Origin of the sequence: Citrifermentans bremense (assembly GCF_014218275.1) — a bacterium.
GTDB classification, from domain to species: Bacteria; Desulfobacterota; Desulfuromonadia; order Geobacterales; family Geobacteraceae; genus Geomonas; species Geomonas pelophila.
This window is the reverse complement of sequence record NZ_AP023213.1, coordinates 1832956-1855650: the sequence shown is the minus strand read 5'-3', so window position 1 is coordinate 1855650 and position 22695 is coordinate 1832956. Positions and strand designations below refer to the sequence as shown.

At 62.0% G+C, this 22695-nt stretch carries 21 protein-coding genes; 5 read left to right on the top strand and 16 right to left on the bottom strand.

What is annotated here, in order from left to right; genetic code table 11:
- Window positions 1-36: 36 nt before the first annotated feature.
- From GEOBRER4_RS08245 to GEOBRER4_RS08185, 12 genes are all read right to left on the bottom strand, one after another.
- Window positions 37-756 carry a pyridoxine 5'-phosphate synthase gene (locus GEOBRER4_RS08245; protein ID WP_085815122.1) on the bottom strand — a complete coding sequence of 240 codons (720 nt, stop codon included), beginning with the start codon at window positions 754-756 and terminating at the stop codon, window positions 37-39.
- Window positions 749-2113, bottom strand: coding sequence for a phosphoglucosamine mutase (glmM, locus tag GEOBRER4_RS08240; protein ID WP_185244989.1), 1365 nt, complete (start codon window positions 2111-2113; stop codon window positions 749-751). Before glmM ends, GEOBRER4_RS08245 begins: the two co-directional genes overlap by 8 nt.
- A gap of 320 nt (window positions 2114-2433) precedes the next feature.
- The gene (locus GEOBRER4_RS08230; protein ID WP_185244988.1) at window positions 2434-2817 is read right to left on the bottom strand and encodes a YbbR-like domain-containing protein; all 384 of its coding nucleotides are present in this window, start codon (window positions 2815-2817) and stop codon (window positions 2434-2436) included.
- The gene (cdaA, locus tag GEOBRER4_RS08225) at window positions 2814-3572 is read right to left on the bottom strand and encodes a diadenylate cyclase CdaA (protein ID WP_085813044.1); all 759 of its coding nucleotides are present in this window, start codon (window positions 3570-3572) and stop codon (window positions 2814-2816) included. The genes GEOBRER4_RS08230 and cdaA overlap by 4 nt, the downstream gene beginning before the upstream one ends.
- A gap of 45 nt (window positions 3573-3617) precedes the next feature.
- Window positions 3618-4454: a dihydropteroate synthase gene (gene folP / locus GEOBRER4_RS08220; RefSeq protein ID WP_185244987.1), complete on the bottom strand. Its 837-nt coding sequence runs from the start codon at window positions 4452-4454 to the stop codon at window positions 3618-3620.
- Window positions 4454-6292 (bottom strand): ATP-dependent zinc metalloprotease FtsH, encoded by a 1839-nt coding sequence (gene ftsH / locus GEOBRER4_RS08215; protein WP_085813046.1) that lies wholly within the window; start codon window positions 6290-6292, stop codon window positions 4454-4456. Before ftsH ends, folP begins: the two co-directional genes overlap by 1 nt.
- Before the next feature lie 176 nt (window positions 6293-6468).
- The gene (gene tilS / locus GEOBRER4_RS08210; protein ID WP_185244986.1) at window positions 6469-7842 is read right to left on the bottom strand and encodes a tRNA lysidine(34) synthetase TilS; all 1374 of its coding nucleotides are present in this window, start codon (window positions 7840-7842) and stop codon (window positions 6469-6471) included.
- A gap of 250 nt (window positions 7843-8092) precedes the next feature.
- Window positions 8093-8605, bottom strand: a complete 513-nt coding sequence (locus GEOBRER4_RS08205; protein WP_185244985.1) for a hypothetical protein — start codon at window positions 8603-8605, stop codon at window positions 8093-8095.
- Between the two features lie 43 nt (window positions 8606-8648).
- Window positions 8649-9491 (bottom strand): oligopeptide ABC transporter permease, encoded by an 843-nt coding sequence (gene opp4C, locus GEOBRER4_RS08200; RefSeq protein ID WP_185244984.1) that lies wholly within the window; start codon window positions 9489-9491, stop codon window positions 8649-8651.
- A gap of 3 nt (window positions 9492-9494) precedes the next feature.
- Window positions 9495-10475, bottom strand: coding sequence for an ABC transporter permease (locus GEOBRER4_RS08195; protein ID WP_185244983.1), 981 nt, complete (start codon window positions 10473-10475; stop codon window positions 9495-9497).
- A 106-nt stretch (window positions 10476-10581) separates the two neighbouring features.
- Complete coding sequence (locus GEOBRER4_RS08190) at window positions 10582-12183, bottom strand: peptide-binding protein (protein WP_185244982.1); 1602 nt, start codon at window positions 12181-12183, stop codon at window positions 10582-10584.
- Window positions 12180-13898: a tetratricopeptide repeat protein gene (locus GEOBRER4_RS08185; RefSeq protein WP_185244981.1), complete on the bottom strand. Its 1719-nt coding sequence runs from the start codon at window positions 13896-13898 to the stop codon at window positions 12180-12182. The genes GEOBRER4_RS08190 and GEOBRER4_RS08185 overlap by 4 nt, the downstream gene beginning before the upstream one ends.
- A gap of 216 nt (window positions 13899-14114) precedes the next feature.
- Here GEOBRER4_RS08185 and GEOBRER4_RS08180 point away from each other — a divergent pair, with 216 nt between their 5' ends.
- The 5 genes from GEOBRER4_RS08180 to GEOBRER4_RS08160 all read left to right on the top strand — a co-directional run bounded on the left by GEOBRER4_RS08180 (window position 14115) and on the right by GEOBRER4_RS08160 (window position 20046).
- Window positions 14115-15668, top strand: a complete 1554-nt coding sequence (locus tag GEOBRER4_RS08180) for a bifunctional aminoglycoside phosphotransferase/ATP-binding protein (RefSeq protein ID WP_185244980.1) — start codon at window positions 14115-14117, stop codon at window positions 15666-15668.
- Window positions 15668-15916 carry a hypothetical protein gene (locus GEOBRER4_RS08175; protein WP_085813054.1) on the top strand — a complete coding sequence of 83 codons (249 nt, stop codon included), beginning with the start codon at window positions 15668-15670 and terminating at the stop codon, window positions 15914-15916. The genes GEOBRER4_RS08180 and GEOBRER4_RS08175 overlap by 1 nt, the downstream gene beginning before the upstream one ends.
- On the top strand, window positions 15916-19164 hold the full coding sequence (locus GEOBRER4_RS08170; RefSeq protein WP_185244979.1) for a SpoIIE family protein phosphatase: 3249 nt from the start codon (window positions 15916-15918) through the stop codon (window positions 19162-19164). Before GEOBRER4_RS08175 ends, GEOBRER4_RS08170 begins: the two co-directional genes overlap by 1 nt.
- 82 nt (window positions 19165-19246) lie before the next feature.
- On the top strand, window positions 19247-19588 hold the full coding sequence (locus tag GEOBRER4_RS08165; protein ID WP_185244978.1) for an STAS domain-containing protein: 342 nt from the start codon (window positions 19247-19249) through the stop codon (window positions 19586-19588).
- A gap of 32 nt (window positions 19589-19620) precedes the next feature.
- A complete protein-coding gene (locus tag GEOBRER4_RS08160; protein ID WP_185244977.1) occupies window positions 19621-20046 on the top strand; it encodes an ATP-binding protein in 426 nt (141 codons plus the stop codon).
- A 15-nt stretch (window positions 20047-20061) separates the two neighbouring features.
- On the opposite strand, the gene lgt is transcribed toward GEOBRER4_RS08160, so the two are convergent.
- The 4 genes from lgt to GEOBRER4_RS08140 form a co-directional block, all read right to left on the bottom strand.
- Window positions 20062-20835: a prolipoprotein diacylglyceryl transferase gene (lgt, locus tag GEOBRER4_RS08155; protein WP_185244976.1), complete on the bottom strand. Its 774-nt coding sequence runs from the start codon at window positions 20833-20835 to the stop codon at window positions 20062-20064.
- A gap of 103 nt (window positions 20836-20938) precedes the next feature.
- The gene (locus tag GEOBRER4_RS08150) at window positions 20939-21439 is read right to left on the bottom strand and encodes a DUF4124 domain-containing protein (RefSeq protein ID WP_185244975.1); all 501 of its coding nucleotides are present in this window, start codon (window positions 21437-21439) and stop codon (window positions 20939-20941) included.
- Between the two features lie 44 nt (window positions 21440-21483).
- Window positions 21484-21828, bottom strand: coding sequence for a histidine triad nucleotide-binding protein (locus GEOBRER4_RS08145; RefSeq protein WP_085813060.1), 345 nt, complete (start codon window positions 21826-21828; stop codon window positions 21484-21486).
- A 79-nt stretch (window positions 21829-21907) separates the two neighbouring features.
- Complete coding sequence (locus GEOBRER4_RS08140) at window positions 21908-22687, bottom strand: TlyA family RNA methyltransferase (protein ID WP_185244974.1); 780 nt, start codon at window positions 22685-22687, stop codon at window positions 21908-21910.
- Between the last annotated feature and the right edge of the window lie 8 nt (window positions 22688-22695).

Genomic DNA, 22695 nt, shown 5'->3' with positions numbered 1-22695 from the left:
TGCTTCTCCTTTTTTTGCGTTCATCCCACCTGAAACTCAGGCGTATCTCACCAGTTCGGACATGTCGCGAACGGCGCGGTCCAGCCCCACCATGATGGCACGCGACATGATGGAATGCCCGATGTTGAATTCCTCTATGCCGCCGATGGCCGCCACCTTCTTCACGTTGGTGTAGTTGAGGCCGTGCCCGGCGTTCACGCCGAGATCGAGCTTGCGGGCGAGCTTCACCGCGTTCTCGATCTTGATCAGTTCCAGTTCCTCTTCCTTCCAATTCTTCGCCTCAGCGAAGGAGCCGGTGTGAATCTCGATATAGTCGGCTCCGATCTTGTTGGCCACCTTGATCTGGTCCGGATCCGGATCGATGAAGAGGCTGACGATGATCCCCCCGGCCTGGAGCTTTTCGATGGCGACCTTGAGCGCCTCCTGGTGGATGCGCACGTCGAGCCCCCCCTCGGTGGTGAGCTCCGCGCGTTTCTCCGGGACGAGGGTGCAGGCCTCAGGTTTCACCGAAAGCGCGATGGCGATCATCTCTTCGGTTGCGGCCATCTCCAGGTTCAACCTGGTCTGCACCGTCTGGCGAAGGATCTTCAGGTCGCGGTCCTGGATGTGCCTGCGGTCTTCACGCAGGTGGATGGTGATGCCGTCGGCGCCGGCAAACTCGGCAATGGCGGCGGCAGCGACCGGGTCAGGTTCCGTCCCCCCCCTCGCCTGCCGGAGCGTCGCCACATGATCTATGTTCACTCCCAGTCTAGCCACGTGCCTCACCTCCAAGCTTCTGCTCCACGATGGAAGCTATATCGTTAGCCCAGCAGCGGATATCGCCCTCGTCGCTTCCCTCCAGCATGATGCGCAGAAGCGGCTCGGTGCCGGAATAGCGGATGAGGACCCTTCCCTCACCTTTCAGCTTCTCCTCGACCTCGTTGATCATCTTCGCGATCTCGGGGACCGTCATGATGTCCGACTTCTCGGCCAGGCGCACGTTGACGAGCACCTGCGGCAGCGGCTCCATGACGAGAGCAAGCTCGGAGAGGCGCTTTTGGTGGCGCTGCATGATGGCGAGCACCTGCAGCGCGGAGAGGACGCCGTCGCCTGTTGTGTTGTGGTCCAGGAAGATCATGTGGCCCGACTGCTCGCCACCCAGGTTGTAGCCCCCCTTCAGCATCTCCTCCACCACGTAACGGTCCCCGACGGCGGTCTTGATCACCTGGCCTCCGGCGCGCTTCATGGCGATGTCGAGCCCCATGTTGCTCATCACGGTCGCCACCAGCGTGTTCTGCTTCAGGGTCCCCTGTCTGAGCATCTCGGTGGCGCAGATCGCCATGATGCGGTCGCCGTCGACGACGTTGCCGTACTCGTCCACGAAGATCACGCGGTCGGCGTCGCCGTCGAGCGCGATGCCAAGGTCGGCGCCATGCTCCTTCACCGCCTGGCTCATCACCTCCGGGTGCAGCGAGCCGCAGCTGGCGTTGATGTTGGTGCCGTTGGGCTTGACGCCGATGGAGATCACCTCCGCGCCCAGCTCCTCGAAGACGGCGGGAGCGACCTTGTAGGCCGCGCCGTTGGCGCAGTCGAGCACTATCTTGAGCCCGGAGAGGTCGAGGTCTTTGGGGAAGGTGCTCTTCAAGAAGACGACGAAGCGCCCCTGGGCGTCGTCGATGCGGTACGCCTTACCCACCTCCTTGGCGGTCGGGCGCAGCGAGTCGATCCGCTTGGAGAAGATCAGCTCCTCCATCATCAGCTCGGTCTCGTCGGGAAGCTTGAAGCCGTCGCGCGAGAAGAACTTGATCCCGTTGTCCTCGAAGGGGTTGTGGGAAGCGGAGATGACGACGCCTGCGTCGGCGCGCATGGAGGAGGTGATGTTGGCGATGCCGGGAGTGGGAAGCGGCCCTACCAGGAGCACGTCCACTCCCATGGAGCAGATGCCGGCCATGAGCGCGCTTTCCAGCATGTAGCCGGAGAGTCGCGTATCCTTGCCGATCACGATGCGGTGGCGCTTCTTGCCGTTTTTGAAGATGTAGGCGGCCGCGCGGCCGATCTGCATCGCCATCTCTGCAGTCATCGGATAGACGTTGGCCACACCGCGGACCCCGTCGGTTCCGAAAAGCTTCTTCATAGATCACCTCATTCGATGAATTTGTTATTTACCTTCCTGCTCAGGCGGCTTGTTCTACCACCTGTGGGTGCTGCACTCCCCATGGGAGCCAGCATTTTTGTCCCCTCGGGCGGACCCAGTGGACCCAGTGGACCCAGTGGACCCAGTGGACCCAGTGGACCCAGTGGACCCAGTGGACCCAGGAGAGCGAGTTTATTGCCCCACCTTGCGAAAGATTCCACGGAAACGTAGGAAAAGCTAGGTTACTGGCCACCTGGCGCCGCACGTGCACTCACGTTCCCCCCTTTGCGAAGGGGGGACAGGGGGGATTTGCAGTAAAGCTACTTTCTCTGCGCCAGCACCACCGTGATCGACTCGGGGTAGACCCGGACCACCTTCAGCTCCGGGTCGAGCCCGAAAGAGCCCTGCGTCGGGGTGACGACCAACTCACCCGACCCGGTTGTGGAGAGATCGATCTCGCAACTGACCGGGCGCAGCGGGAGAAGCAACAAAAGGATCTGCGGCCCGGAAACGATCACCTGCAGGTCACCTGGAGGGGGCGAGTCGACCCACAACCCCGCCGGCACCCGCTGAAACGAAACGGGGACGTTGAGCTTCATCTCGGCCGGACGCTCCAGGATGACGGAGGACCAGATCAGCACCGCCAGGAGCACGGAGAGCGCCTTCACCCCCTTGGACCATTCCTGTGCCTTGGGCTGCGTCATTTAAGCCACCTCGGTTCCACCAGTCTTCTCAGCGTCTTGCCCAAAGACGGCATGTCCACGATGTCAGTCTTCTTGCCGCCGACGACGATCGAGGCGGTTCCCGTCTCCTCCGACACCACGACCACAACTGCGTCCACCAGCTCGCTTAACCCCATCGCCGCCCTGTGCCTGGTCCCGAGGCTCTTGCTGACCTCCAGGTTCTGGGTGAGGGGCAAAAAGCACCCCGCCTTGGTCAGCTTGCCGTGCTGGATGATGACCGCGCCGTCGTGTATCGGCGAGTAAGGGAGGAATATCGACGAGATTAGCTCGCTGGTCACCTTGGCGTCGATGTCGGTCCCCACGGCCAGATAGCTGTCCACCTGGATGGCGCGCTCGATGACGATGAGGGCGCCGATCTTCTTCTGGGCTAGCCCGGCCACGGCGAAGACCAACTCGTCGATGACGTCGGACATCTCCACGTCCTTTTCGGTCCGGCTCCTGGTCAGCGTGGCGAAGGCCTTGCGGATGTCGGTCTGGAAAACGACCGCGAGCATGACGACGGAGGAGGCGAGGAAGAGGTCGATGAGGAGCCGGACCGCGTGCAGGGAGAAAAAGCGCGCCAGAAGGTGGCCAGCGACCAGCGCCGACAGCACCGAGAGGATGCGCAGCGCCAGGACCCCCTTCAAAAGCCGCGAGAGCCGGGTGACGATCAGAATCGCAAGCGACAGGTCCACCAGGTCCCGCAGCAAGGCTATGTTTTGAAGGATTAAATTCATCCGCACCAGTCGGGAAGCGGCAAGGCTTCCTGGTTTGGGCCGGGGCTACATGAGCGCCCGCGCCATGACGGCGACGTCCTTCATGGCAGCCACGTCATGCACCCTGATGATGGAGGCTCCGTGCGCGACGGACATAGCGACCGCGGCAGCAGTGCCGAAAATCCTCTCTCCCCCTACCCTGCCGGTCACCGCCCCAACGAACGACTTCCGGGAGGGGCCGACCAGGACGGGAAATCCCAGTTCCCGGAATTCGGCGAGCCTTTTGATCAGCTCCAGGTTCCCCTCGACGCTCTTGCCGAAGCCTATCCCCGGATCGACGGCGATGCGGGCGTCGGCGACGCCCGCCTGTCGCGCCAGGGCCACGCTTTGCTCCAGGTACCTTTTCACCTCCGAGACGAGGTCCTCGTAGCCGGTATCGGCCTGCATGGTGTCGGGCATGCCGCGGGTGTGCATCACCACCACACCGGCGTCAGCCTCGGCGGCGACGCGGGCCATATCGGGATCGAACATCAGTCCGGTGACGTCGTTGACGATCTCGGCCCCGGCGGCGCACGCCGCGCGGGCGACCTCGGCCTTGTAGGTGTCGATGGAGATGGGGACCTGGATGCGGCGGGAAAGCGCCTCGATAACTGGGACCACCCGGTCCAGTTCCTGCGCCACTCCCACAGCGGGGGCGTTGGGGCGGGTGCTCTCGCCCCCGATATCGATGATGTCGGCTCCCTCGCGCTCCATCTCCTGCGCGCGCTCGATGGCGGCGTCGAGAGAGAAGAAGCGACCCCCGTCCGAAAAGGAATCGGGGGTCACGTTCAATATGCCCATGATCAGCGGGCGCTTAAGCGAAAGGGCGCGGCGGGAAAGCTGCCACACTTCGGGTACCGCCATCACTCGGCGGCGGCCGGTTCCGGCGCGAGCTGCTCCCCGGCGATGATGCGGTCGACTTCCTCGCCCGAGAGGTTCTCGCGCTCGATGAGCGCCAGGGAGATCTTGTGCAGGGAGTCGAGGTTCGCCTTGAGCAGGTCCTGTACCCTTGCGTAGTTCTGCTCCACGATCAGCCTGATCTCGTGGTCGATCTCGATGGCGGTAGCCTCCGAGTAGTTCTTCTGGTGCGCCATGTCGCGCCCGAGGAAGATCTGCTCGTCCTTCTTGCCGAAGCTGACCGGGCCGAGCTTCTCGCTCATGCCCCACTCGCAGACCATCTTGCGGGCGATCTCGGTGGCGCGCTCGATGTCGTTGCCGGCGCCGGTGGTCATGGAGTTGAAGATTACCTCCTCGGCCACGCGCCCGCCCAGGAGCACCGCGATGCGGTCCAGGAGCGACTCGCGGGAGTAGCTGTGCTTGTCCTCGATGGGAAGCTGCATGGTTACACCAAGGGCCCTGCCGCGCGGGATGATGGAGACCTTGTGCACCGGGTCCGTGCCCGGGATCAGCTTCGCGATCAGGGTGTGCCCCGCCTCGTGATAGGCGGTGTTCTTCTTCTCTTCATCGGAGATGACCATGGAACGGCGCTCGACACCCATGAGGACCTTGTCCTTCGCGTCGTCGAAGTCGATCATCTCGACCATGCTCTTCTCTTTCCTGGCAGCGATGAGGGCCGCCTCGTTTACCACGTTGGAAAGGTCGGCGCCGGAGAAGCCGGGGGTGCCGCGGGCTATGACGCCGAGATCGACGTCCGGGGAGAGCGGGGTCTTCTTGGTGTGCACCTTGAGGATCATCTCGCGCCCCTTCACGTCCGGGCGCGGCACCACGACCTGGCGGTCGAAACGGCCGGGGCGGAGCAGCGCCGGGTCGAGAACGTCCGGGCGGTTGGTGGCGGCGATGAGAATAACCCCCTCGTTGGACTCGAAGCCGTCCATCTCGACCAGGAGCTGGTTCAGGGTCTGCTCGCGCTCGTCGTGGCCGCCGCCAAGTCCCGCGCCGCGGTGACGCCCTACCGCGTCGATCTCGTCAATGAAGATGATGCAGGGCGCGCTCTTTTTCCCCTGCACGAAGAGGTCGCGCACGCGGGAGGCGCCCACGCCGACGAACATCTCGACGAAGTCCGAACCGGAGATGGAGAAGAAGGGAACACCCGCCTCGCCTGCTATGGCGCGGGCCAAGAGGGTCTTGCCGGTGCCCGGAGGGCCCATGAGGAGCACCCCCTTCGGAATGCGGCCGCCCAGCTTGGTAAATTTCTTCGGGTCCTTCAGGAAGTTGATGATCTCCTCCAGCTCGTCCTTGGCCTCCTCGATGCCGGCCACGTCCTCAAAGGTGACGCGTCCCTGGGCCTCGGTGAGAAGCTTCGCCCGGCTCTTGCCGAACGCCATCGCCTTGCCCCCCCCTCCCTGCATCTGGCGCATGAAGAAAATCCACACGGCCACCAGGAAGATGATCGGGAACCAGGAGACCAAAAGGGAGAACCAGGAGAAGCGCTCCTCCTCGGGGCGGGCCGAAACCGCGATCCCCTTGGCGATCAGCTTGTCGGTGAGGTTGGCGTCGGCCGGCTTGTAGCTTCTGAACTCCTTGCCGTCGGCGAACTTACCGATGATCTCGTTACCCTGGATCACGACCGATTGGACCGGACGGTTGACATTCTTCACCTTGCCGGTTTCCACAGCCGAGATGAACTCGCTGAAGTCGAGTTTCTCCTGGGTCGGCTTTGGCTTGTTGAACAGGTTGAACAGCAAGATCATCATCAGGCTGATGACAAGCCACAGCGCCAAGTTCTTATAAAATTGATTCAAGATTCCTCCCGTTTGTTTCGTATGCTGCAAGCCCGCAAACTGCCGATGAAGTTCCTGCCAGCTTCGCGGGATGCCAAGGTTGTCTCAGGTCCAATTCAGGGCCATTTATGAGAAACAAAAAAACGCATTCAAATGAACAAAAGGATTACCATAAAGGGTGATGGTTGACAAGAGCTTTAAGGTGTAATTTCAAGAATTTCCACCCGTAAAACCGCGTCAATGCAGGATGTGACCCGAGCCCGCTCGCCAAGTCTCACCCCCGGGACCCAGGCAATTTCCCCCTCGCTCAGCAAAAGAGGTATGCGTCTGCGCAACTCAGGCGGCACCTTTTCGTTTATGAAAGCATCCTTTACTTTTTGCGCGCCACTCATGCCGAGGGGGGTAAAGCGGTCGCCGGGCCTGAAACCGCGCAAAAGCCACGGGAAGGGAACGGCTTCCGGGGAGAGGAAAGCGCTCCAGCGCGACCCTGTATCGAGGCTTTGCGGACGAGTCATGCGCTCCACCAGCAGCACCCCTCCCCCCGGTAAGGGGTAGCGCCCCTCCCCACTCACCACCAGTTCCCACGGGAGAGATGGCTGGGCGGTCGCGTGACCGAAGAAGAGGGAGTCGTAGCAGCGCCATACCCGGCATGATCCCGGAAGCTTTGCCTCTGCATTGGGGCGAGGCGAGGAGGCAAGGCGGTCGATGGCCTCCAGGTGCGCGAGGCCGATCCGCATCAGGTCTCCGCGCAACTCGACCAGCGCGCTCCGGTAAAGACGCAGACGGAGAGCTCGTGGCTCCTTCAAGAGCGGCTCGAGCTGGAAGCGGACCTCGCCATCTTCGCTCGCAGCGAGCCTATGGTAGGAGGCTTGGGTGAGGCCGTCCAGCAGTTCCTCGTCGCCGGCCAGGATTTCCGCCGTTGCGGCCAGACGCTCCGAGACCCTGGGGTTGTAGCGCCTCAGGAACGGGATCAGCTCGTGGCGGATGCTGTTTCTGAGGATGGCGGTATCGGCGTTAGTCGAGTCGGTGCGGAAGGTTAGCCCTCGCTGTTTCAAGTACTGCTCCAGCTCCATCCGGGAGACCTGCAAGAGTGGGCGTTTCAGCTTTTCGCCGGCGGCACCGGCCATGGCCGAGAGACCCGCCCCCCCGGAGCCGCGCAAGAGGCGGATCAGCACGGTCTCGGCCTGGTCGTCCTGGTGGTGCGCCAAAGCGATGCTGGCGGCCCCGTATTTGGCGGCTGTCTGCTCCAAAAAGGCGTAGCGCGCCCGGCGCGCGGCGTCCTCCAGGGAGAGCCGCTCCTGGCGCGCAAGACCGGCGACGTTGCAGCTTTGGGAAACAAAGGGAAGGTGATAGTTGTCTGCGAGGGAGGCGACGAACGCCTCGTCGGCGTCCGATTCGGTGCCTCTGAGGCAATGGTTCAGGTGGGCGACGACCAGGTGCAGACCGCACTCGAGCCGCGACATGATGTCGAGCAGGGCCACGGAATCGGCCCCTCCGGAGACCGCCACGACAACGGTCTCGCCCGGATGGAAGAGGTTCAGGTTACGTACTTTGGCAACTAAGGTCTTCAATAGACTCCTAAAGGCACTCACCACAGAGGGACACAGAGGAAAAGCAGAACCACAGAACGAAAAAAGCCGGAACACAGAGGTCGCGGAGGTGCACGGAGTTCACAGAGTTTCTTGCGAAAAAGGTTTAGAGGCTTTGGTTTTCCCAGAAAAAAGTTTCTGTCTTTCCTGTTTCTGTTTTTCCTCTGTGACCCTCTGTGCCCCTCTGTGACCCTCTGTGTCCTCTGTGTCCTCTGTGGTGAAAGCTTTTGCTTTAGTCCTTAAGGGTGCACTCCTTCTCCCAATCAAAGTAGCCATCGCCGCTGATGTCCCAGAAGGATTCGATGCGCTGCGCGTAGTAGTCGAGCTGCGAGCACTCCGCCTCGATCGCTTGCAGGAACTTGAGGGAGATGAGCTGGTGTCCGTACAGGAAACGGTAGAATTCGCGAATGCCGGCCAAATACCCCTCGACCTCGGAGGCGAGCGGCTCCATGGTGTTGACGATGTACCAGTTGCCAGCAAACTGGCGCACGATGCCGGGACGCTCGTCGAAGAGGCTGCGCCCCTTGATGGAGACGACGAAGTCCCTGACGAAGTAGTCGGCGGCGCCGGCAAGGGCGGTTGCGTCCTCGGGTGAAAGCCCGGCCATCTGGCTTTCGGTGTAGAACCGGTGCAGCAGTTCGCTGCAAAGCTTGTCCACCCTCACCTCGTCTTCAAGGGTCGTGGGGACGTAATCCTTCTTGTCTACCTTCAGCACATCGAATGCCTCTTCGCAAAGCTCTGCCATGGTGCTCCTCATGTCGAAAAATCGTTCGTCTTTATTGCGATTGCTATCTTTGTCTTCTCGGGTCCAGCGCGTCGCGGATACCCTCCCCCACCAGGTTGTAGGAAAGGACCGTGACCAGTATGGCCACCCCCGGAAACAGGGACAGCCACCAGGCGAACTCGATGTAGTCCTTGCCGGAGGTGAGGATGTTGCCCCAACTGGGGGTCGGTGGCTGCACGCCGATCCCCAAAAAGGAGAGCGCCGACTCGGTGAGGATGGCTCCGGCCACCCCGAGGGTCGCGGAAACGAGCACCGGGGAGAGCGCGTTCGGGAGGATGTGCCGGAAGATGATGCGCCTGTCCGACGCCCCCAGCACCCTCGCCGCCGAGATGAAGTCGCGGCTCTTTAACGAAAGGACCTCCGCCCGCACCAGGCGCGCCACCCCCATCCAGCCGGTGAGCCCGATGATGACCATGATGTACCAGATAGAAGGCTCCAGCATGGCGATCACGGCAAGGATCAGGAAAAAGGTCGGGAAGCAGAGCATGATGTCGACGATCCTCATCAGCAGCGAGTCGATCCAGCCGCCGTAGAACCCGGCGAAGAGCCCGACCACGGTCCCGACCACGACGGCGATGCCGACCGCCACGAAGCCGACCTTGAGCGACACCCTGGCGCCGAAGATGACCCGGGTAAGGACGTCGCGCCCCAATTCGTCCGTGCCGAACCAGTGCTCCGCCGACGGGGGGAGCAGCACGTGCCAGGCGTCGATGGCGTCCGGGTCGTACGGGGTCAGGTAGGAGGCGGCGAAGGAGAGCAGAAACAACAGTGCGATCACCGCAAGGCCCGCCAGGGCGAAGCGGTTGGTGCTGAAACGCTCCCAGAACTCGCGAAAGGGTCCGTTCATGGGCTACCCCCTCCCGTGCCTGATGCGGGGGTCGGCTACCGCATAAAAGAGGTCGGCCAACAGGTTGCCGACGAGCGTCAATCCCGCGCCGATGACCAGGATCCCCATGACCAGCGGGTAGTCGCGCGCCATGACCCCCTGGTAGAATAGCTGCCCCATCCCGGGGATGGAGAAGATGGTCTCGAAGATGACGCTGCCGCCGATCAGGGCGGGAAGCGAGAAGCCGAGCAGCGTGATCACGGGTAAAAGCGCGTTCTTCAGGGCATGCCGGTAGATCACCACCCGCTCCCTGACCCCCTTGGCCCGGGCGGTGGTGATGTAATCCTGGGAGAGAACCTCGAGCATCGTTGAGCGCATGTAGCGGGAAAGTCCGGCTAGGCTTCCGAAGGTGGCGATGGAGATGGGGAGCAGCAGATGCTTCGCCAGGTCCCAGAAACGGGCCAGCGGCGGGAGCGCGTCACTTCCCAGCGAATGGATCCCGGAGATGGGGAGCCAGTTCAGCTTCACCCCGAAGAAGTACATGCAGAGAAGCGCGAGCCAGAAGGTCGGCACCGCGAACCCGGCGAAGACGAAGACCGAGATGGCGCGGTCCAAAAGCGTGTCCCGGTGCACCGCAGCGAGGATGCCGATGGGAAGGGCGAGCCCGAACTCGAGAATCAGCGCGATCACGTTCAGCGAGATGGTGATGGGGATCCTCTCCTTGATCTTGTCCAGCACCGGGCGGTTGTCAGGCGCGAAGGAGCGCCCGAAGTCCAGGCGCGCCAGGTTGGAGAGCCACATGCCGTACTGCACGTGGAGCGGCTTGTCCAGGCCGTAGAACTCGCGCAGCCTGGCCCTTGCCTGCGCCGAGACCTTGGGGCTCATCGCGGTCTGCATCTCGACCGGTTCGCCAGGCGCCAGGTGAATCACCGTGAAGGTGATCAGCGTGATCCCGAGCAGAAGCGGAAAGAGCATGAGGATGCGTTTTATCAGGTAATTGGCCATAGTTGTCGCAGGTTACGCTTGAAGTTACGGCGGGTGGTCTCTCCCGCCGGGTTTAGTTGTCAATCGTCAATTGTCAATTCTCAATTGGTTCTCGACGTCAATTGGTTCATTGCTCTACGTACCACTTGATCAGGTTGTAGCTGATCCCGGCAGGCGCAGGCTCAATCCCCTTGATCCTTGAGGAGACCACCGGCAGCGCGTCCGGAACGTACAGGAAGGTGTAGGGCTGGTCCTGGGCCAGTATCTCCTGTATGCGGTAGTAGCAGTCGCGCCGCTTCGCCAGGTCGAAGGTGCCGCGCCCCTCGATGATCAGCCGGTCCAGCTCGGTGTTCTTGTAGCCGATGAAGTTGAGCTCCTTGGGGCCGGTCTTCGACGAATGCCATACGTCGTAGAGGTCGGGGTCCTGAGAGATGGTCCAGCCGAGCAGAACCGCTTCGAACCTTCCCTTGTCGATGAAGTTGGTGAGGAAGGAGGCCCATTCCATGACCCGGATCTTCACGTCGATGCCGACCCGCTTCAGGCGCCGCTGGATGATCTGTGCGCACTTGAGCCTCTGGTCGTTACCCTGGTTGGTCATGATGGTGAAGCTCAAAGGCTTGCCGTCCTTCACCAGGATGCCGTCTTGCCCCATCACGTACCCGGCTTCCTTCAAAAGAGCCGAGGCGCGCGCCGGGTCGTACCCCGGGTCTGCGTCGACCTTCGGCTTCCAGGCCCAGGTCCCAGGCTTGTAGGGGCCGTGCGCCACCTGCCCCATGCCGAGCAGGACCCCCTGGATGATCTCCTCCTTGTTGATGGCGCAGGTGAGCGCGCGGCGCACCCTGACGTCCTGGAACATGGGGAGCCTCAGGTTGTACCCGAGATAGGTGTAAGCGGAGGCCGGGTAGCGGTACTTGTTGAAACGGGCCAGGAATTCCCGGCTCCCGGTCTGGCGCTGGTACTGCACCGGGGAGAGCCCCATCATGTCGATGCCGCCCGCCTTGAGCTCCATGTACATGGTGGAGTTGTCCGGGATGATCCGGTAGACGTAGGGGGAGAGGTGCGGAGCCCCCTCGTAGTAGTGAGGGTTTGCTTCCAGGACCAGCCTCTGCCCCGGGACCCATTCCTTGAAGATGTAGGGGCCGGTTCCGACCGGTTTCCTCGAGAGCGGGCTCTTAGTGATGTCCTTTCCTTCCAGAAGGTGCGCCGGGAGCACCGGCATCCCCCAGGAGGCCAGGGCCGGGGCGAAGGGCTTCGCGTAGCGCACCTTGAAGGTGTAGGGGTCGACCGCCTGCGCGGTCTGCACCTGCTTGAAGTCCTCCGCATAAGCGGTCGGCGTCTTGGGATCGATGGTGACCCGGTAGGTATAGAGGACGTCACGGGAGGTGAATTCGTGGCCGTCGTGCCACTTGACGCCGCGGCGCAGGTGGAAGGTGATGCCGAGGCCGTCCGGGGAAACCTCCCACGACTGGGCCAGGTCCCCTTCCAGCTTCAGGTTCTTGTCGTAGCGCACCAGCCCGTTGTAGACCAGGCCCGCCACGTCGCTTGAGGCGGAATCGGCGGAGAGAATCGGTATCAGGTTCGAGGGCTCGCCGATGCTCCCTGTGACAAAGGAGCTGCCTCGAGCGGCCGCCCCCCCTTGCGCGCGCGCCTTTTCCTCGGGCGCACCCTGGGAGCAGCCGGCAAAAAACATGAGGGCAAGAAGGAGGGGGAGACAGCGGGAAAGGGTCATTTCTCCCCGCTCTCCTGGCGGCAGTGCCTGATCTTCTCGGCGAACTCGGCGTTTCGCTCCGGCTCGAGCTTTTGCAGCTTGCGGTACAGCGGCAGCGCCTTTTTGTAGGCACGGGAAGCGCAGTAGGCGTCGGCCAGATGCCCGAGCACCGTGGCGTCTCCTTCGGAGAGCTCCGCGGCCCGCTCAAGTTGCGACACCGCATCGTTGTAGCGCTTCAGCTTGAAGTAGGTCCAGCCGAGGCTGTCCAGGATGAAGCCGTCGTCGGGCTTCAACTCGACCGCCTTTTTCAGGTAGGAAAGAGCCTCCTCGAGGTTCACCCCCATCTCCGCATAGGTGTACCCCAGGTAGTTGAGCGCGTTGGCGTCGTTGGGGTTCGCGGCTATGACCCGCTTCATCATGGCGACCGACTGCTCCTTCTCTCCCAGCTTGTCGTAGAGGATGCCCAGGCGGAACAGGACGCGGGGGTCGCTCTGGAGCTTGGCGTCCATGGACTTCAGCGTGTCCACCCCTTCCCGGTAGCGCTCCATGGTTTCGTAGAGGCCCGCCAGGTGCAGGTAGGGCTCGACCCTTTCCGGTTGATCCTTGATCTCTTCCTTCAAAAGGGCGACACCCTTCTCCGGGGTCCCCTTTTCCTTGTACAGGTAGGCCAGGTGGCCGGCGGCGTCCAGGTAGTAGGGAGAATCCTTGGGGATCTTCTGGAACTCTGCGATTGCCTGGTCAGCGTCCTCCTTTTCCTCATAGGCGGTGGCCAGGTAAAAGCGGACCTGCTGCGCCGCAGGCTCCACGTCGAGGATCTCCTGGAAGGTCTTCACCGCCTCGTCATAGCGCTCCAGCTCAAGCAGCAACAACCCGATCTTCCTGGAGTTTTCCAGGGTCTTCCCCCCTTTGTCCTGCAACAGGGCGAGCGCTTCGGGAAGCCGCTTCTGCTGTATGTAGAGCTGCGCCAGGTGCTGCACCACATTCGCGTTGGCAGGGTTGATGTCGAGAAGCCCCTTGTAGCTCTCTATGGCGTCGGTGATCAGCCCCTGGGTCTCCTGGGAGATCCCCATCTCGATCAGGGCCTGCTCGAAGTCGGGTTTGAGGTCGAGGGCCTTCTTGTAGTAGCCGAGCGCCTCGCGCGGCAGGCGCATCTGCTCGTAGGTCTTGGCGAGGTAATAGTAGCCGAGCGCCGAGTCCGGCGACGCCTTGACCAGCCCCTTCAGGGTGTCGACCGCCTGCTCGTACTCGAAGCTCTTCAGGTAGTAGATGGCGACGTGAAGGTAGACCTCTTCCTTGTCCGGGTCGAGTTCCATCACTTTCTTGAAGTAGGGGATGGCCTCCTTCTCGCGCTGCATGGTCATAAGGATGTTGCCCGACAGAAGCTGCGCCTGAACTGAGGCCGGGTCGATCTTTATGGCTGCCTGGCTTTCGGCCAGCGCCTCTTCCGGCTTGTTCTGCTGCATCAGGATCTGGGCCGCAGCCGTGTGCAGGAAGGCGGAGCCCGGGTCGGACTCCAGAGCCTGGCGCAAGAGCGCCAGCGCCGCGTCCTGGTCCCCCTCGGTGGCACGCAGCCGCGCCAGGGCGAAGAGGTACATGGTGCGCCCCTCTCCAGCACCGGCCGAGGGGGCAGCGACAGCCTCGAGCCCGGCCGAAGGGACCGTGCCGGTGGCACGCTCGCTGGCGCAGGCGTTAATTAACAATGTGAGGGAAAGGAGCGCTAGACACTTCTTGGTCATGAGGTACCTGTGGTCGGTAGATTTCCGCGGCAAAAACCGAAAAAACGCGGCACCCCTGTAGGATACAGTATCCTAGGGATGGCGCGGCTAATTACACGAAAAGCTAACATAAATAGGTAGAAGCGTCAAACAACATTTGCTGTATTTTATACTGTTGCGCCTTTAGTGCTCTATGGTAGTATTCTGTAGTCAAATCATCGGCTTAACGGCAAAACAATGGTTCGAAAGCTTATAAAATCGCTACTTGAAGCAAAGGCCTATCCGGAGCCCACGGCCGGGGTGCGCCTGATCGAGACCCACGTCTCGTTCATCTTCGTCACCGACCGCTTCGTATACAAGGTGAAAAAGCCCGTCGATTACGGATTTCTCAATTTCACCACGCTTGACCGCAGGCGCTTCTACTGCGAGGAGGAGGTGCGGCTGAACCGCCGCCTCTGCCCCGACCTCTACCTTGGCGTCGTGGAACTGCGGCTGACCCCACAAGGTGCCTCCTTCGCCGGCGGGGAAGAGATCCTCGACTACGCGGTGAAGATGAAACGGCTACCCGAGGAACGGATGCTGGTGCACCTTTTGGAGCGGGGGGAGGCCGGCGTCGACGAGATGACCCGGATCGCCCGGAAGGTGGCCGACTTCCACGCGCAGGCCGAGCGGGGAGAGCGGATCGACGCCTGCGGCTCGACAAGCGCGATCCGCGGCAACTGGGATGAGAACTTCCGGCAGGCGGCACCCTTCGCGGGGGTGACCGTATCCGCATCCGAGCTTGCTGAGATCCGGAGCTGGACGGAGCGGTTCCTTGAGCAAAACGGGGAGCAGTTCCGCCGGCGGGTGGCGCAGGGGTTCATCAGGGAATGCGACGGCGACCTGCACTGCGGCAACATCTGCCTGACCGACCAGGTCTCCATCTTCGACTGCATCGAGTTCAACGAGCGCTTTCGCTACATAGACACGGCCGCGGACCTCTCCTTCTTGCTGATGGACCTGGAGTACGCGGGGCGGCCGGATCTGTCGGAGGCGCTCTTGGCTGTCTACCAGCAGGCCACGGGGGATCGGGAGATGGGAGAGCTGCTCCCTTTCTACAAGGCCAACCGCGCCTTCGTGCGCGGCAAGGTGACCAGCTTCCTCCTGAACGACCCAGCACTCCCCCCCCAGGAACTCGCCGCGAAGCGGGAGACGGCGCGGCGCTATTTCAGGCTGGCCCGCGGCTACACGTTCAGGGACCGGGTCAAACCCTCCCTGGTGATCACCTGCGGGCTCATGGGAAGCGGCAAGAGTACGCTCGCCCGCGAGCTTGCCATGGAGCTCGGTTTCCTGCTGCGGCGCTCGGACCTGCTGCGCAAGGAAGTGGCCGGCCTTCCCCTGCAGCCGGTGGCCGAAGAGTACCGCGGGGGGATCTACAACGCGGAGATGGACCGCGCCACCTACGCGGCACTTCTCGCCCAGGCGGAAGAGGCGCTCAAGGCGGGCAAAGGCGTGGTGGCGGACGCCACTTTCCGGCGCGCCGCCGACAGGGAAAGCTTCCGTAGTCTCGCCGCGAAGCTGGGAGTCCCCTGCTACACGGTTGAGACCAGCTGCCCCGAGGAGGTAACCAGACAGCGGCTGGAGGCGCGCCGCGGCGACCCGAACGAGGTCTCCGACGGCAGGTGGGAGCACTTTCACCGGCAGCAGGCCGAATTCGAGGCGCCGCAGCCGGGTGAGTCCATCAGCGTCGACTCCGCCCTCCCCCTTTCCACCGGGACCGACCTGGTGCTGCGAGCAATGGGGTTACTGTGATGAAGACTGCCATCGGCGAACTCCTGGTCAAAAGGCTAGAGCTCAAGGACACCTGGGTGATCTGCTTCGTGCTCGGCATGATCATGATGAACTACCCGTTCATCAGCATCTTCAACAAACCCGCTTTCCCCTTCGGAATCCCGCTGCTTTACCTTTACCTGCTCTGGGGCTGGATGTTCTCAATCTTCATCGTCTACCTCTTCAGCCGCGCCGCTCGCAAGGACACTGACGACAGGGGGCGCAGCTGATGCTCGATGTCAACTGGGTCTGGGGCACGGCGCTCGTCTATATCGTCATCCTTTTCTCGGTCGCCTACTACGCCGACCAGAGACAGCGTGAAGGGAGGAGCATCACGGCCAATCCCGCCGTCTACGCCCTCTCCATCGCCGTCTACGCCACCTCCTGGACCTTCTACGGCAGCGTCGGCAAGGCCGCTACCACAGGCATCGACTTTCTCCCCATCTACCTGGGCCCCACGCTCACCGCCTTCACCTGGTGGTTCCTGCTCAAGAAGATCGTCCGGATCTCCAAGGAAAACAACATCACCTCCATCGCCGACTTCATCAGCTCCCGCTACGGCAGTTCGCAGTGGCTGGGAGCCATGATCACGGTGATCACGATGATGGGGATCATGCCCTACATAGCGCTGCAACTGAAGGCGGTCGCCACCGCCTTCACCATCATCACCGGCTACCACGACTTCCACGTCGGCGTCATGGAGCGGGTCTACATCCCCTCCCCCCACCCCGGGCTCTTCACGGCGGCGCTTTTGGCCCTGTTCAGCGTGGTCTTCGGCGCGAGGCACCTCGCCTCGACCGAGCGCCACGACGGCCTGGTGGCGGCGATAGCACTTGAGTCGCTGGTGAAGCTCCTGGCGATGCTCGTGGTCGGCGTCACCATCACCTACTTCGTCTTCGATGGCATGGGGGACATCTTCAGCCGGATGTACCGCAAGGACCCGGCACTGCTCACCAGGCTCGTCACGCTCGGGGGGAGCGGCGAGAACTCCTACTCCTCGATGTTCAGCCTGCTTACCCTCTCCATGAGCGCCGTCATGCTGCTGCCGCGACAGTTCCAGGTAATGGTGCTGGAGAACGCGGACGAATCGCACCTGAACGCCGCTTCCTGGCGCTTTCCCGCCTACATGTTCCTGATGAACCTGTTCGTCATGCCCATCGCCCTGGCGGGGATCCTCCTGACCGGCTCCAACGTCGGGGCCGACTACTTCGTGCTCACCCTCCCCATGCAGCAGGGTTACCCGTGGCTCGCGCTTTTGGCCTTTCTCGGCGGCTTCTCCGCCTCGGCCGGGATGGTGATGGTCGAGTCGATCGCGGTCTCCACCATGCTGCTGAACCACGTGCTGACGCCGGTCGTGATCAGGTTCAAGCCGCAGTGGTGGTTCCCCCGGCTCCTCATCAACCTCAAGCGCTTCGGCATCGTGCTGGTGATCCTCTTGGGGTACCTGTACCAAAGCGTCGTGGGGGAGAGCTACATGCTCGCCAACATGGGGCTCATATCCTTCTCCGCCGCGGTCCAGTTCGCCCCGGCCCTGATCGGAGGGCTCTACTGGCCCAGGGGCAACAAAGCCGGGGCCATCGCTGGGCTTACCTGCGGCTTCGCCGTCTGGTTCTACACGCTTTTGCTCCCTTCCCTTTTACAGGCGGGGGGCTGGCAGGACAACCTGCTTCTGCACGGTCCTTTCGGCATCGAGCTGTTGAAGCCGCAGGCGCTTTTCTGGCTGACCGGGCTTGACCCCTACAGCCATTCGCTTTTCTGGAGCATGTTCATAAACATCCTCGCCTACCTCTCCCTGTCGATCCTCCTGGGACAGGGGGACAAGGAAAGCGAGCAGATGAACCGCTTCGTACGGGTCTTCTCCCCGGAGAGCCTGGAGCCTCAGTGGGAGACCAAGCGCCTTTCCAAACCGGTCACCATCGTGCAGTTCGTGAACCTCATGTCCAAGTTCATCGGCGAGCAGCAGGCGCACGCCGCCATCAGCGACTACCTCGGGGACCGCGAGATCGACGGCAAGGGTGGGGTCTCCGAGTTCGAGCTTCCCAACCTGAAGCGCTTCGTCGAAAAGACTCTGGCAGGCTCCTTGGGGGGCGCCGCCGCAGGCGCCGTGGTGGAAAGCTTTCTTTCGGACATCGGCTCGCGGATGGAGCCGGTCTTCGACATCTTTTCCACCGTGCGCACTTCCAGGGACCAAAGCCGCGAGGCGCTCTCGGTGCGCCTGCGCGCATCGGAGATCATGAACCGCTCCCTGGAGCTCGACATCATCATGGGGGACCTCCTCGAGCTGATACTGCGGGAATTCAAGCTCGACCTCTGCGTCATCAGGCTCCTGAACGACGAGGGGGTGCTGGAGGTGCGCTGCCACCGCGGTTCCGGAGGTGAGCGCATCATCAGCGAGGGGAGGACGCTCGAGATCGACACCCACGTAGGGGAGGCGTTTCTGGGTCGCAGGACGGAATTCGTCAACGACACCGCCTTCCTCACCAAGGCCATCGCCAGAGAGATCGCGAAAAGGGAAGGGATCCGCTCCTTCGCCCACATCCCCATCGCCAGCGCCGGAGCCCCCCCGGTTGGTATCCTCTCGGTCTTCTCCCGTTCCATCGTCGGCCTTTTCACCGAGCAGTTCGTGGAACTCTTGGAGAGCCTGGCCGGGCAGCTGGCCCAGGCGGTGAACATCGTCGAGGAACGCGAGGCGAGGGAGGGCGAAAGACGGCAAAAGGAGGCGGCGCTCCTGGAGAACGCGCGGGTGACCCGCGACCTCGAGATCGCCAAGCAGATCCAGCTCTCGCTTCTCCCCGAATCCGCCCCGCGCCTCGAAGGGCTCACCATCGCCAGCCGCTGCATCCCCGCGGCCCACGTGGGTGGCGACTACTACGATTTCTTCGAACGGGGGGACGGGCGGGTCGACATCATCATGGCGGATGTCTCGGGGCACAGCGTGGGCGCGGCCTTGATCATGGTGGAGACCAGGAGCGTTTTAAGGGCCCAGATGAAGGAAACCCATTCGGCGAAGGACATTTTGAGGCTTTTGAACGAACTCCTCTACGAAGACTTAAGCGGCGCCGAGCTCTTCATCACCATGTTCTGCGCCAAGTACGACCGGACCACCCGCACGCTCACCTACGCCAACGCGGGGCACAGCCGCCCCATCCTGTTCCGCGCCGGCCGCTGGGAGGAACTCGACGCCGAGGGACTGATCCTGGGGGTCGAGCAATCGGTCGTCTTCGAGGAGAAAAGGATGGCGCTCGAGCCTGGGGACCTGCTTCTCATCTACACCGACGGGATCATCGAGGCGGAGCACGAGACGGGCGAACTTTTCGGCGTCGAGAGACTGTGTGAACTGGTGTCGGGACTTGCGGACCAGGAACCGGAAACGGTGATCGATCGTGTCCTTTCCGAAGTCAATACCTACTCTTGGCCCCATCCTTTACAGGATGACATTTCCATGGTAGTCATGAAGGTGTTAAAAAACGGGGCATAGACCGCCTCTTGCTAAATGTCTGCAGTTATCGCACAATAAATCAGGCACTATACGGACCTGACCTCAAGACAAGGAGACCGCCATGAACCTAGCGAGCGAGACGAGGAAGGACATCGTTATCTTATACGTCAAAGAAGAGAGGCTGGACGCTCACAACTCCACCGAACTTAAGAGCGCAGTGCAGAAACTTTTCGAGGACGGAAAGAAAAACGTCTTGGTAGATCTTAAGGATGTACGCTTCATTGACAGTTCCGGCCTCGGTGCGTTGGTTTCGGGATTCAAGAACGCCATCTCGCATCAGGGAAACCTGAAGCTGTCGTCGCTGCAGTCGCAGGTGAAGTCGATGTTCGAACTGACCCGCCTGCACAGGGTTTTCGAGATTTTCCCGTCCACCATGGAGGCAATCGAGAATTTCCAGTCCTAGAGCGAAGGCATGTCATAAAGCGAGGCATTGAGATGGAAGGAAACACGATCGAGGTCGACATCAAGGTCCCCAACAAGACCCGCTACCTGAGTCTTATCGGTAAGATCGGGGAGGACATAGCGCGAGAGCTGGAGCGTTACAGCGGCGACAAGGACGTCCTCGCCTATCATCTGAACCTGGTGCTCACCGAGGCGATGGTGAATGCGATCAAGCACGCGGGGCCCAAGGAGCCGGAGAAGCTGGTGCGCATCGTCATCACCCTGCACCTGGACGACCTGACCATCAGGGTCTACGACGACGGGCAAGGCTTCGACATCAACTCGATCCCCGCCCCCAACTTCGAGGAACTAGAGGACCGGGGGCGCGGCATCTTCCTGATCCGCTCCCTCATGGACTCGGTCTGCTACCGGAAAAACTGCAAGGAGAACATCCTGGAGATGAAGAAAAAGCTCTCCTGATCCCCATTTCCCCTGTCAACCCTTTCTCAAGCGGTAAAGCGCCATGAGTCCTCCGATGAGCAGCATCGGCAGGCTCAAAAGCTGCCCCATCGAAAGTCCCCCGATGAGAAAACCCAGCTGCTGGTCGGGTTCCCTGAAGTTCTCCAACAAAAACCGGAACAACCCGTACAGGGCTACGAACGACCACACCACCACCCCGTCGCGCTTCACCTTGCGTGAGATCAGGTACAGGATCAGGAACATGACCGGTCCCTCGAGGAACGCCTCGTAGAGTTGCGAGGGGTGGCGCGGCAGCGGCCCTCCACCGGGAAAGACAATCGCCCAGGGAACGTCGGTCACCCGCCCGTAGAGCTCGCCGTTTATGAAGTTCCCGATCCTGCCGCAACCAAGCCCGACCGGCGCCGCGAGAAAGCCGATATCGGCCAGGGGATAGAAGCGGAGCTTGTGCTTGCGGATGTAGATGAGGCTTGCCAAGAGCGCCCCGATGAGCCCCCCGTGAAACGACATCCCCCCCTCCCATACCGCGAAGAGCTTCAGAGGGTGGGCGAGGTAGTAGGCGAGGTTGTAGAACAGGATGTACCCGAAGCGCCCCCCCAGTATGACTCCCAGCGCGACGGTGAAGATCAGGTCCGCGACGTCGTCCTTTGCCAAAGGGAGATTCTTTCTCTTGACGCCGGAGAGGATGATGAAATAGGCAGAGATGAATCCGATGATGTACATGAGCCCGTACCAGCGAAACTCAAGGGGGCCCACGCGCAGAAACACCGGGTCGATATTGGGGAAGGTCATTTAAGGCTCCGAAAGCTTGATTCTTATGGGAACACCGGCCCAGCCGTCACCGGCAGCGGGCGCGGCTTCTCTTCGAGGGTGCCGGCGGGCGCGCCCTCACGGGCTACTTCCTGAACTCCGCAGGGACCTCGTAGCGGTCGGCGCTTGCATTCAGCTGGTCCAGCTTTTTCTGCAGCGCCTGCACCCTGGCCTCTGCGTGCTTGATGCTGTTCTGGATGATCAGGTATTCCGAACGGGACATGCTGGAAGTGTCGGAGAGCCGCGCCTTGAGCGTATCCAGCTCCGTCTGGGCACTTTGCAGGTTCGAGTTCGCCTGCAGGAACTCCCGGCGCCAGGCAAGCTCGTCCTTGCCGCCGTAGCTCTTCTTCTCCACCTTCTCCTCCACCCCCTTGGGCTTGGCCGTATCCGGCACGGCAGCGGGGGGGGCGATCTCGGCTGGAGGCTCGTCGCTTCCCAGCCTTTTCGCCTTCTTGCGGTACTTTTTCGGGACCTTCCCAAGATCCTCGGCGAAGTTCACCGTGCCGCGTTCGTCGACCCATTCGTAGGTCTCAGCCACGGCAGTCATCGGATAGATCAAGAGCAAAAGCAAGATCAGCTTCTTCATATATCGGTCTCCTTGTGCAGATCCTTTTCGGGATGCGGTCCGGACTACCCTGGAGGCCACCCGAGCTTGCGTCCGGCAAGCAGGTGGAAATGGATATGGAAGACGGACTGGCCGGCTCCGGCGTTGGTGTTGTTCACCAGGCGGAACCCTTCCTGGTCGACGCCGCGCTCACGCGCGAGTTGGGCAGCCACACGGTGGACTGCGCCGATGATCCGGTCGTCCTCAGGGGCTAGCGCCAGCACGTTCGCTAAGTGCTTCTTGGGGATGATGAGCATGTGTAAAGGCGCCACGGGGTTGATGTCCTCGATGGCGAAAAGCTCGTCGTCCTCGTATACCTTCTTGACCGGAATCGCGCCGCTCGCCATCTTGCAGAACAGGCAGTCGTTCATGTAACACCTCCACTAAGATTTCAATCAAAAGCCTTGAAAATTTTCAGGGGTTTCCGTCTTTCCTCTGTGACCGCCGTGGCTATTCCTCGGTGACCTCTGTGTTCCGGGGTTCGGGTTGCGGTTCCCCCTGCTTCTTCAAATGGATCAGGAACTCCTTGTTCCCTTTGGGTCCCAGGATGGGGGAGTCGCACACCCCCAGCACCAGAAGCCCCAGTCCCCGGGCCAGCTCCCCGATGCTCTCCACCACCTCCTGGTGCTTCTTCTCGTCCCGGACCACGCCGCCCTTCCCCACCTGGCCGCGCCCCACCTCGAACTGCGGCTTGATCAGCGCCACGACCTCGCCGAACGGCCTGATCAGCCTCAAGGTCGGCGGCAGCACCTTGTCCAGCGAGATGAACGAAGCATCGATCACCGCCAGGTCCGGGGATTCCGGGAGCATCTCCGGCTCCAGGTGGCGGATGTTGGTCTTCTCCATGCTCACCACGCGCGGGTCCTCGCGCAGCTTCCAGGCAAGCTGGCCGTAGCCCACGTCCACCGCATAGACGCGGGTAGCGCCCCTTTGCAGAAGGCAGTCGGTGAAGCCTCCGGTCGAGGCGCCGACGTCGATGGCGCAGAGCCCGGCGACGTCGATGCCGAAGCGCTCCAGCCCCTCGGCGAGCTTCAGTCCGCCGCGGCTCACGTAGGGAAGCGGCTCCCCCTTGAGACGGATCTCGGCCTCTATCGGGACCATGAGCCCAGCCTTGTCGGCGAGGTGGTCGTCAACCACCACCTGCCCGGCCATGATGAGCGCCTTGGCCCTTTCCCTGGAGGGGGCGAGCCCCCGCTCCAGCACCAGCTTGTCGAGTCTTTCCTTGCTCAAAAAAACCT